The 9914-nt window shown below is 55.7% G+C and carries 12 protein-coding genes; 7 read left to right on the top strand and 5 right to left on the bottom strand.

Features of this window, described 5'->3' with window-relative positions:
* Window positions 1-566 (bottom strand): MFS transporter (locus AQS70_RS05130; RefSeq protein ID WP_156355021.1); only part of this gene is annotated, 566 nt, incomplete at its 3' end.
* 149 nt (window positions 567-715) lie between these two features.
* The gene (locus AQS70_RS05125; protein WP_055101831.1) at window positions 716-1036 is read right to left on the bottom strand and encodes an ElaB/YgaM/YqjD family protein; all 321 of its coding nucleotides are present in this window, start codon (window positions 1034-1036) and stop codon (window positions 716-718) included.
* A 177-nt stretch (window positions 1037-1213) separates the two neighbouring features.
* Here AQS70_RS05125 and AQS70_RS05120 point away from each other — a divergent pair, with 177 nt between their 5' ends.
* Window positions 1214-1465 (top strand): hypothetical protein, encoded by a 252-nt coding sequence (locus tag AQS70_RS05120; RefSeq protein WP_055101830.1) that lies wholly within the window; start codon window positions 1214-1216, stop codon window positions 1463-1465.
* Here the strand turns inward: AQS70_RS05120 and AQS70_RS05115 are convergent, their stop codons facing one another.
* Entirely contained in the window at window positions 1466-1948 is a 483-nt protein-coding gene (locus AQS70_RS05115; protein WP_055101829.1) for a GreA/GreB family elongation factor, read from the bottom strand. It abuts the gene before it with no gap.
* Window positions 1949-2049: 101 nt separating this feature from the next.
* Between AQS70_RS05115 and earP the strand changes: the two genes are divergently transcribed.
* From earP to AQS70_RS05100, 3 genes are all read left to right on the top strand, one after another.
* Entirely contained in the window at window positions 2050-3183 is a 1134-nt protein-coding gene (gene earP, locus AQS70_RS05110; protein ID WP_055101828.1) for an elongation factor P maturation arginine rhamnosyltransferase EarP, read from the top strand.
* A gap of 49 nt (window positions 3184-3232) precedes the next feature.
* On the top strand, window positions 3233-3802 hold the full coding sequence (locus tag AQS70_RS05105) for an elongation factor P (protein ID WP_048368748.1): 570 nt from the start codon (window positions 3233-3235) through the stop codon (window positions 3800-3802).
* Window positions 3803-3942: 140 nt separating this feature from the next.
* Window positions 3943-4695 carry a sulfite exporter TauE/SafE family protein gene (locus tag AQS70_RS05100; protein ID WP_055101827.1) on the top strand — a complete coding sequence of 251 codons (753 nt, stop codon included), beginning with the start codon at window positions 3943-3945 and terminating at the stop codon, window positions 4693-4695.
* Here the strand turns inward: AQS70_RS05100 and AQS70_RS05095 are convergent.
* Window positions 4685-5542 (bottom strand): LysR substrate-binding domain-containing protein, encoded by an 858-nt coding sequence (locus AQS70_RS05095; RefSeq protein ID WP_055101826.1) that lies wholly within the window; start codon window positions 5540-5542, stop codon window positions 4685-4687. The two genes, AQS70_RS05100 and AQS70_RS05095, sit on opposite strands and share 11 nt — an antisense overlap.
* A gap of 96 nt (window positions 5543-5638) precedes the next feature.
* On the opposite strand from AQS70_RS05095, the gene AQS70_RS05090 reads away from it, so the two are divergent.
* Window positions 5639-5818, top strand: a complete 180-nt coding sequence (locus AQS70_RS05090) for a DUF1127 domain-containing protein (RefSeq protein WP_055101825.1) — start codon at window positions 5639-5641, stop codon at window positions 5816-5818.
* Between the two features lie 110 nt (window positions 5819-5928).
* On the opposite strand, the gene AQS70_RS05085 is transcribed toward AQS70_RS05090, so the two are convergent.
* A complete protein-coding gene (locus AQS70_RS05085; RefSeq protein WP_055101824.1) occupies window positions 5929-7275 on the bottom strand; it encodes a class II 3-deoxy-7-phosphoheptulonate synthase in 1347 nt (448 codons plus the stop codon).
* A gap of 159 nt (window positions 7276-7434) precedes the next feature.
* On the opposite strand from AQS70_RS05085, the gene AQS70_RS05080 reads away from it, so the two are divergent.
* Both AQS70_RS05080 and AQS70_RS05075 read left to right on the top strand, forming a co-directional pair.
* On the top strand, window positions 7435-8190 hold the full coding sequence (locus AQS70_RS05080) for a spermidine synthase (protein WP_055101823.1): 756 nt from the start codon (window positions 7435-7437) through the stop codon (window positions 8188-8190).
* A 370-nt stretch (window positions 8191-8560) separates the two neighbouring features.
* A partial coding sequence (locus AQS70_RS05075; RefSeq protein WP_055101822.1) for a DEAD/DEAH box helicase occupies window positions 8561-9914 on the top strand: 1354 nt, incomplete at its 3' end.

Raw genomic sequence — 9914 nt, 5'->3', positions numbered from 1 at the left:
GGTAGGGCGCAAAACAGCGAAATGGCGCTGATAAACATCAGCGAGGCGGCTAACAAATAAATAGTCCGCCAGTCACCGGCGGAGGAGAGGGCGCCTGCGACGGTACGCGCCAGCAGAATGCCCAGCAGCAAACCACTCATCAGGGTGCCCACGACTCGGCCACGGCTTTGCGGGTCGGTGAGGCTGGCGGCCATTGGCACTAACACTTGGGCTGAGACTGAAAACATCCCGGTGACCGCGGTGCCGATTAACAGCCACGTCAGCGAGGGCGCAAAGGCACTGAGTAACAGGCCCAGCGCGCTAATAACGGTCATGGTCACAATCAAGCGTCGCTGTTCAAACAGATCGCCCAGCGGGACCAGCAAAAACAGGCCCGCGCCGTAACTCAGTTGCGCGGTGATCACCACCGTCCCGGCGCTCTCCATGCTCAGACCCAGCTCTTGGGCGATGGTGTGTAACAACGGTTGGGCGTAGTAATTACTGGCGACCGCTAGGCCAGTGGCAACCGCCATCAGCAGGATCAGGGCAGTGCTTAAAGGTTTGGTCGTAGCAGGTGACTCAGACATTGACTGTCTCTTAGGTAAGAGTGGAATACCGTCAAGTATCCGGAATGCTCAGTCGTAATGTCACTGAATATGTCTGAAATTTTGATTTCTAAACGACAAAGCCCCTCGCCATGACAGCGAGGGGCTTTGTGGTACTGGCTACCGCGAGGTTAGTCGCGACGACCTAGCAGCAGGCCTACGACCAAGCCAACACCGGCTGAGATCGCTACGGTTTGCCACGGGTGGCCACCGATATAGTGTTCAGTGGCGTCGACCACCGGCTTGCTGCGTTCGCGCACATTAGTCACGGATTCCAGTGCTTGCTTAAGCTTGATGCCAACTTGAGCGCGCAGGGTTTCGCCCTCTTCGCCAATCAGAGACGCGCTGTCCTTGAGCAGCTTGTCAGATTCGGCGATTAACTCTTGAAGCTCACTGAACGCTTGATCCTTGATCTGATCTTCAGCGGCTTGTACGGCATTTTTTCGAGCCATTGCGGTACTCCTTGCAGGTGAATGGGGTGATGACTAATGGAGTCAACCCAGCGCTAAAAAGTTGCATCGTTTTTTAACGGATTGTGAGGCTGAGGTGTGAGCGTAGTTAAAATCCAGACTGAGACACTTCTTTTGAGGGTGTAAGATGTCGCCTAATTTACGCCGCAGGAAAATCTAATGAGCTTCAACCTTGCCAATAAGCCTCTCGCCGAGCGTGCTGCGCTTGAAGATGAAAAGTCTCGTTTGTACGAGCTATGGCAAAGCAACCTAGGCAAAGCTAAAGCCGACGCTGCGCGCTTATTCGGTGAGCGCGCCAAGCGCAAGGGCAAGTGGTCGCAATGGGTGCGCTCGGAACTGGACGATATGTCGCCGCCGGAATACGCCAACATGGTCCGTAGTGAAGTCAATCGTCTGATGGCAGCCAAGTAACTACTCAGCCTCGCACACCACAAACCTCTGCACTGCGCCGCTCACCGTGATCTGCACCTCATCGCCCACCTGTTTGGCGATCAACACCGCACCCAGCGGCGCCCGAGGTGTAACAACGGTGACGGTCTGCCCCTCATGTTGCAGCTTGAGCCCGGCGCCTTGCGGGGCCAAAAACAACCACTGTTCTTGGCCGTTGTCGGCTTCCAGTTTGACCAGTGTGCCCAGTTGAATGCCTAGGTCCGGGTTAAACGGGGCGAGAGGCATGGTTTGGCAACTTTTTAGCGCCTGACGGATCTCTTCGACTCGACGCGCTTGGCCGGTTGCCAGATAAGACGCTTCAAGGCCAAGGGTGTCGTATTTATTCTCGGCGATGTTTTCTTCGTGGGTCGCGGCTTCATAAGCGGTTTGCGCCGCTCGCTGGAGCACGTCCAAGTCGATGGCGAGTTTTTCCAGCATCTGCTGGTACACGGCGGTCTTGTTCATAAAGGCAGCTTGATAAAAACAAGCGGCGATTGTTGCACGAGAGCCTAGCTGTCGGCGTTGGTTTATGTGGACAATCCGCCCTTTGACTGTCGGAGCCCGGAATGAAAGCCTCCTGGGATATTTTTTGCAGTGTGGTCGATAACTACGGCGACATCGGCGTGACGTGGCGTTTGGCCCGGCAATTGGTGGCCGAGCATCAGGTGCCTGTGCGGTTGTGGGTCGACGATTTAAACGCCTTTGTGCCGCTGTGTCCTGATGCCGATGCCGATGCTGCCCAGCAATGGCGGCAGGGGGTCGAGGTGCGCGTGTGGCCCAAAGACTGGCAGCCTGTAGAGGCGGCGGACGTGGTCATTGAAGCCTTCGCTTGTACCTTGCCAGAGCCTTATCTACACGCCATGAAAGTGCGAGAAACCCCGGCGCTGTGGATCAATCTTGAGTATTTAAGTGCTGAAGACTGGGTCAGTGGTTGCCACGGTTTGGATTCCCTGCGGCCTGACGGCTTAAAACGGACCTTTTTCTTTCCAGGCTTTGAAACCGGAACGGGTGGGTTACTGCGCGAGGCCGACTTGCTGGCCCGGCGCCGAGCCTTTGAGCAAGAGCCGCGTGCCAAACAGGCGTTCTTAGAGGGCTTGGGCGTTTATCCCGCACCCGCAGCGCGGCTGGTCTCACTGTTTGCCTACGAAAATACCGGGCTGGCAAGTTGGTTAGAGGCGATGGCCACAGGTGCTACGGCCATTCACTTGCTGGTACCCCAAGGGCGGATAATGGGTGATTTGCTGCGCTGGCTTGAAGTCGAGGCGTTGGCGCTGGGGCAAGTTGAGCGGCGCGGTGCATTAACGATCCAAGCTTTGCCGTTTGTCCGACAAGAAGATTACGACCGTCTTTTGTGGAGCTGCGATTTCAACGCCGTGCGCGGAGAGGACTCTTTTGTCAGAGCGCAATGGGCAGGGCGGCCGTTTTTGTGGCACATCTATGAACAGGAAGAAGACGCTCATTGGGTCAAACTCAATGCGTTTCTTGAGTTGTACATCAAAGACTTATCGCCTGACGCTGCGCAAGCGCTTACCGGGCTGTGGCATGCCTGGAACGCGGGTTCTGACATGGCCCACGCTTGGAGTAAGGTGCTGGAGCAGTGGTCTGAGCTGACTGAACATAGCGAACGATGGTGTCTGGGACAGTCATTACGGGCTGATCTTGCGCAAGCGCTAGTACTGTTTTATAGAAATTGGATATGATACGCGGCCTAGATTTTTGTAAATCTCAATCCAAATTCGGATACTCGCAATGAAAACTGGTAAAGAGCTTAAACCCGGTACAGTGATTCGTATCGACAACGACCCTTGGCTGGTTCAGAAAGCTGAGTTCACCAAGTCCGGTCGTAACAGCGCAATCATGAAGACCAAGCTGAAGAACCTGCTGACGGGTTACAAAACTGAAACCGTATACAGCGCTGACGACAAGCTGGATGACGTGATCCTGGATCGCAAAGAAGCGACCTTGTCCTTCATCAGCGGCGACACCTACACGTTCATGGACACTACTGACTACACCATGTACGAGCTGAACGCCGAAGACATCGAAGCCGTTCTGCCATTCGTAGAAGAAGGCATGACTGACGTGTGCGAAGCCGTGTTCTTCGAAGAGCGTCTGGTTTCCGTAGAGCTGCCGACCACTATCGTACGTCAGGTTGACTACACCGAAGGTTCTGCTCGTGGCGACACGTCGGGCAAGGTGATGAAGCCTGCCAAACTGAAAAACGGCACCGAGCTGAGCGTTGCTGACTTTATCGAAATCGGCGACATGATCGAGATCGACACCCGTGAAGGTGGCTCCTACAAGGGCCGCGCCAAGTAATTCTGGCGTTAACCGCACGACCAAAAACCCGACGTTAACGTCGGGTTTTTTTATTCATGAAATCAAGCGCAAGGTGCGGTTTAAAGCTTTGCCGTCTGGGAGTGACTGGGTAGCATGGCCGCTCTGATTGAGGGGCAGAAATGTTGATAGATTTTGCAATGTACATAGCCTTGGGCCTGGCCCTAGGTGCGTTGGGCGGACTGTTTGGGATCGGTGGCGGTTTAATCGCGATTCCGGTGTTGGGTTTATGGTTCGGTCTGGATCAACAGATCGCTCAAGGCACGGCGCTGGTCATGGCAGTGCCTAACGTGTTTCTGGCGTTGTATCGCTATAACCAACGCAACAAAATTGATCTGCGCCAAGCGCTGCCGCTGGTGGGAATGAGTTTTTGTTTTGCCTGGTTGGGCGCAATGCTCGCGGTCGGCGTGGAGGGGTATTTGATTCGCTGGGGCTTCGTTGTCTTTTTGCTCTGCGTGACGCTTTACAACCTAATCAAGCTCTACAGCTCGCCCACCCAAGCGGTCAACGCTTCGCGCTATGGCTGGGTGGCGTACGGTGTGCTCGGCGCCGTTGCTGGGACCACTGGCGGGTTATTTGGCGTCGGCGGAGCGGTGGTTGCGGCCCCTGTCTTAACCAGCCTGTTTGGGACAACCCAAGTGATGGCTCAAGGCTTGTCGCTCGCTCTGGCCGCGCCCAGCACGGGCGTTACTTTGTTGACCTATGCGGTGCACGACGAGGTGAATTGGCTGATGGGTGTGCCTTTGGCAATCGGTGGCCTGCTGAGCATTAGCTGGGGCGTCAAAGTGGCCCACGCGTTGCCAGAGCGCATGTTGCGAGGTTTGTACTGCGCGTTCCTGTTGTTGTGTGCAGGGCTGTTGGCGATTAAAGCTTAAAACCTTCAACGATATAGTCGGCAAAGCACTCAATGATCGGCGAGGTGGCGCCGCTGTGTTTACGCAGCAGCACGATACTGGCAGACGGTAGCTCGGGCAGATTTTGCGCCTCGCCAATGATGCGCAAATTCGGGGTCAATAGGCTTTGTAATTGGGCGGTCACGGCCAGCCCGGTGCTGACCACTGCATTAATCGCTGCCAGGCTGGCGCTGGTGTAAGCAACCCGGTATTCGCGTTGCTGGTTATCCAGCGCGTTGCAAGCCCACGTTCGGCAGAAACAATCGGTGTTGAACATCGCCAGCGGCAAAGGTGTTTGTTCGTGTGGTGAGAAACCTTCAGCCACCATCCAGACGAAACGTTCGTGCCGCAGGATCTGGCCCATCTCGCTGCCTGGCATGCGGGTCACGATGGTTAAATCCAAGTCATTACGTTGCAGTAATTGGCTGGAGGGCTCGCAATGCACCTCTACGTCGATCAGCGGATAGTCTTGAGCAAAGCGCGACAAGACGCCTGGCAGAAAACGCATCACGTAATCATCCGGTGAGCCGATTTTGACCGTACCCACCATGTGCGGCTTACGCAGCGTACTGAACACTTCCCCCTGTAACTTCAGAATGCGCCGCGCATAACCCAGCAACAGCAGACCCTCAGTGGTGAGGCTGACACTGCGGCCCTCGCGTTTGAAAAGCGCGCATTGCAACACGTCTTCTTCGAGCCGTTTCATCTGCATGCTCACCGCTGATTGTGTGCGATTAACCACATCAGCTGCGCGCGTGAAACCACCATGATCAGCAATGGCGACGAAAGTACGTAGTAGGTCGGTGTCGATGTTGGGGAAGTCAGCCATTGATCAATCTCAGAGATGCATCACATAAGAAACATTCGTTGGATTGATCTTAAGCCTGGCCCGAGACTTGAGCCATCCCTACGGAGGACTCAAGTGATGAAAGGTCAAACAGGTATCACATGGCTTGCTTGTATTACGCGTTGGTATCAACTTGCGCGGGAGCGTTCGGCGTTACGGCGTATCAGTGATGAGACGCTCAAAGACTTGGGGTTGAGCCGGGCGGATATCGAACTCGAAAGTCATCGCCCGTTTTGGGATGACCCGATGAAGAAGTGAACCTCGTAGCGGTCTGACAGGCAGTCCACTGCGTAGGAGCTGCCGAAGGCTGCGATCTTTTAACGTTGAAGATCAAAAGATCGCAGCCTGTGGCAGTGCCTACACGGGGTTTAGCGCTTAACTTGTTTTAACGTCTCGGCAATCAAGAACGCCAGCTCCAGCGACTGATCCGCGTTCATACGCGGGTCGCAATGGGTGTGGTAGCGGTCTGATAGGCTGTCTTCGGTAATCGGATTCGCGCCGCCTATGCACTCGGTGACGTTTTGTCCGGTCATCTCGATGTGAATCCCGCCCGCGTAGCTGCCTTCGGCCTCATGAACTTGGAAGAACTGTTTCACTTCACCCAGAATCTGCGCAAAGTCGCGGGTCTTGTAGCCGCTGCTGGCTTTGATGGTATTGGCGTGCATCGGATCGCAGCTCCACAACACCTGTTTGCCTTCGCCCTCAACTGCACGGATCAGATGCGGCAGGTGATCGCCGACCTTATTAGCGCCCATGCGCACGATCAAGTTAAGGCGGCCGGGGTCATTGTCGGGGTTGAGGATGTCAATGAGGCGGATCAATTGCTCGGTGTTCATGGTCGGCCCGACTTTAACCCCAATCGGGTTGTTCACGCCGCGTAAAAATTCGACGTGGGCGCCGTCTAACTGGCGGGTACGGTCGCCAATCCAGAGCATGTGCGCTGAGCAGTCGTAGTAGTCGTTGGTTAAGCTGTCGCGCCGCACAAAGGCTTCTTCGTAGTTCAGCAGCAACGCTTCATGAGCAGTGAAGAAGCTCGTTTCGCGCAGTTGCGGCGAGCTGTCCATGCCGCAAGCGCGCATAAACGCCAAGGTTTCGTCGATACGGTCAGCCAGTTGGCTGTACTTTTCAGCCAGCGCCGAGTTAGCGATAAAGTCCAGGTTCCACTTGTGTACCTGATGCAAATCGGCAAAACCGCCTTGGGCAAAGGCGCGCAGCAGGTTCAGGGTCGCGGTGGACTGATGATAGGACTGCAACAAGCGCTCTGGGTCAGGAACGCGGCTTTGTTCGTCGAAGCCGATACCGTTCACAATGTCGCCGCGATAGGCCGGTAGCGTTACACCGTTGATCGTTTCATCGTTGGCCGAGCGGGGTTTGGCGAACTGGCCTGCCATACGCCCGACTTTGACCACCGGGCAGCCCGCCGCAAAGGTCATGACGATGGCCATTTGCAATAAGACCTTGAAGGTGTCACGAATCTTGGCGGCTGAAAACTCGGCAAAACTCTCTGCGCAATCGCCCCCTTGCAATAGAAACGCCCGACCTTGAGTGACCTCAGCAAACTGACGACGCAGTTCGCGGGCTTCACCTGCAAAAACCAAGGGCGGATAACTCGCCAGACTCTGTTCGACCCGCTGCAAATGGGCTGCGTCGGGGTAGTGGGGTTGTTGCTGGATCGGCAGGGCGCGCCAGCTGTCAGGGCTCCAGGGTTGGCTCATTGCAGACTCTAGTGTTGTTGGGGGGTGGCGCATGTTAGCAGCAATTAGTACGTGACCTGTTGCGTTGCTATGGCCGACAATCGCGCCTTTGCGCTCGGCTTCGAGTGGTGGTTTTTAGCGTGCTGTCCGGTGTGTGCCGGGGCGCGGCAAGGAGAGGCAATGTCTGAGGAGCGCGAAGAGCGCCTGCTCGCTGAAGTCCATGATGATTTCGGCATGATTCGAGTACTGGAAGTGGCCGATTACCGCTTCCTCGAATTTGGCGATGCGATCGAGCAAAGTTGTGTGTTTACCAGCGATCCCAGTTGGCTGGAGTACGACTACACTCGAGCCATGTTAATCGGCGCCTTATGCCATGAGGCGCCAGACAGTGCTTTGTTTTTGGGGCTGGGTGCTGGAACGCTGACCCAGGCCTGCCTCAAGTTTTTACCCCTCGATGACGTCGAAGCCATTGAGTTACGGCCGGATGTACCGCGTCTGGCCATTGAATACCTAGGCTTGGACGATGATCCGCGGCTGTACATTCGTATTGGTGATGCATTGGATCTGCTACCCAGCGCCGAGCCTGCTGACCTGATCTTTGTAGACCTGTACAACGATTTGGGCCCAGCACCCGGTCATTTGGCCTGGACGTTCCTCGAAAACTGCCAGAAAAAGCTTTTGCCCAACGGCTGGCTGGTGATCAATCAATGGGCAACCGATGACGGCAAACCGCTGGGTGCCGCTTTATTACGGGGCTTGTACCATCGCCACTATTGGGAACTGCCGGTCAAAGAGGGCAATGTGATCCTGCTGGTGCCCAGTGATCTGCATCAGGACCTTGATAGGGACGCTTTGACAGCTCGCGCCCATGCGTTGGCGTCTCGTTTGGGGTATTCGCTGGAACCCTTGATCAAGGCGATCCGGCCTGCGACCTAAAGCGCCAAGATGAATCGTTTTAGCGCCAGGCCCTTCATAGGCGGGCGGGCGATGATTTCGCGAGGTGCAAATTATCGTCAAAGCCCGGCCTATAGAGGTATACAGACGATTCAGTATTAAAAAAGCGCTTCTTTTTTTTGTGAAATCCGGTATAGTGCGCGCCGGCCTTTAGCCGGGCCACGTTTAGGTGTTGCATTTCCCGAAGTCCACTTCGGCTGCTCGTCCGTTTCGCGGACTACCCTGAACGCTCCATTCATTTAACGTTTTCGCAAATCCCCGACGACAAAGCAGCCAGGGCGACTCTTGAGTCTTACACGGCATGCGCAGCTTTGGAGCATGGGTCTTTGCGGATGCACTTAGAGGCAGACCCATGACCCAGGAAACCGGCGGCTTCGCCGCTTTTAATCTTAATCCGAATATTCTTGCAGCCGTCATCGCGACTGGCTACGAAGAGCCTTCGGCTATTCAGCAGCAATCGATCCCGATCATTTTGGCCGGTCACGACATGATTGGTCAGGCGCAAACCGGTACGGGTAAAACCGCCGCCTTTGCCCTACCTATCCTCAATCGCATCGATCCTGCAAAGCGCGAACCGCAAGCCCTGATCCTAGCGCCAACTCGTGAGTTGGCGCTGCAAGTAGCAACCGCTTTTGAAACCTACGCCAAGCAAATGCCGGGCGTTAACGTTGTGGCCGTTTACGGCGGTGCGCCTATGGGCCCACAACTGAAAGCAATCCGTAATGGCGCGCAAATCGTTGTCGCCACTCCGGGCCGTCTGTGCGACCACCTGCGTCGTGACGAAAAAGTATTGGCGACCGTGAACCACTTGGTTCTCGACGAAGCTGACGAAATGCTCAAGCTGGGCTTCATGGATGACCTTGAAGTGATCTTCAAGGCTTTGCCTGCTACTCGTCAGACCGTATTGTTCTCGGCAACCTTGCCGCAGTCGATTCGTGCCATTGCCGAGCGCCACCTGCGTGACCCGCAACACGTCAAAATTCAGACCAAAACTCAGACCGTTACCGCGATCGAACAGGCTCACCTGTTGGTTCACGCTGACCAGAAGACCTCGGCTGTATTGAGCCTGTTGGAAGTTGAAGACTTCGACGCACTGATCATGTTCGTGCGAACCAAACAAGCGACTTTGGACCTGGCTAGCGCCCTTGAAGCCAAAGGCTACAAAGCTGCTGCGCTGAACGGTGACATTGCCCAGAACCAACGTGAGCGCGTTATCGACTCTCTCAAAGATGGCCGTTTGGACATCGTTGTAGCGACCGACGTAGCTGCTCGTGGCCTTGACGTTCCGCGTATCACTCACGTGTTCAACGTTGACATGCCTTACGATCCAGAGTCCTACGTTCACCGTATCGGCCGTACTGGCCGTGCTGGTCGCGAAGGTCGTGCACTGTTGCTGGTGACGCCACGTGAGCGCCGCATGCTGCAAGTGATCGAGCGTGTAACCGGTCAAAAAGTTGCTGAGGTCCGCCTGCCGGATGCTCAGGCAGTACTTGATGCTCGCATCAAGAAACTGACCAACAGCTTGGCGCCACTGGTTGCTGATGCTGAATCGACCCACGGCGACCTGCTGGATCGTCTGACTGCCGATATCGGTTGCAGCCCGCGTGCGTTGGCCGCTGCTCTGTTGCGCAAAGCCACCAACGGTCAGGCGCTGACCTTGGCAGCTATTGAGCGTGAACGCCCACTGGTGCCGAACAGCGCACCGC

Origin of the sequence: Pseudomonas endophytica (genome assembly GCF_001411475.1) — a bacterium.
GTDB lineage: Bacteria > Pseudomonadota > Gammaproteobacteria > Pseudomonadales > Pseudomonadaceae > Aquipseudomonas > Aquipseudomonas endophytica.
Note: the sequence above shows the minus strand (reverse complement) of the source record. Positions and strands in the feature narration are given on the sequence as shown.